1 rRNA gene is annotated in these 249 nt (G+C 55.0%); it reads right to left on the reverse strand.

Annotated elements, in window-relative coordinates:
* Positions 1 to 249: ribosomal RNA gene (locus ACTHS4_RS12270) — 16S ribosomal RNA — on the reverse strand; the annotation flags it as partial.

Below are 249 nucleotides of genomic sequence, written 5' to 3' on the forward strand. Positions count from 1 at the left end.
CCAGTTGGCCGCCTTCGCCACGGGTATTCTTCCCAATCTCTACGAATTTCACCTCTACACTGGGAATTCTACCAACCTCTCCCGAATTCAAGCACGACAGTCACAAACGCAGTTCCCGGGTTGAGCCCAGGGCTTTCACATCTGTCTTGTCGAGCCGCCTACGCGCCCTTTACGCCCAGTAATTCCGAACAACGCTAGCTCCCTTCGTATTACCGCGGCTGCTGGCACGAAGTTAGCCGGAGCTTATTC

The sequence above is a fragment of the Neisseria sp. P0014.S009 genome, from assembly GCF_051958155.1.
Lineage (GTDB): Bacteria > Pseudomonadota > Gammaproteobacteria > Burkholderiales > Neisseriaceae > Neisseria > Neisseria flavescens_C.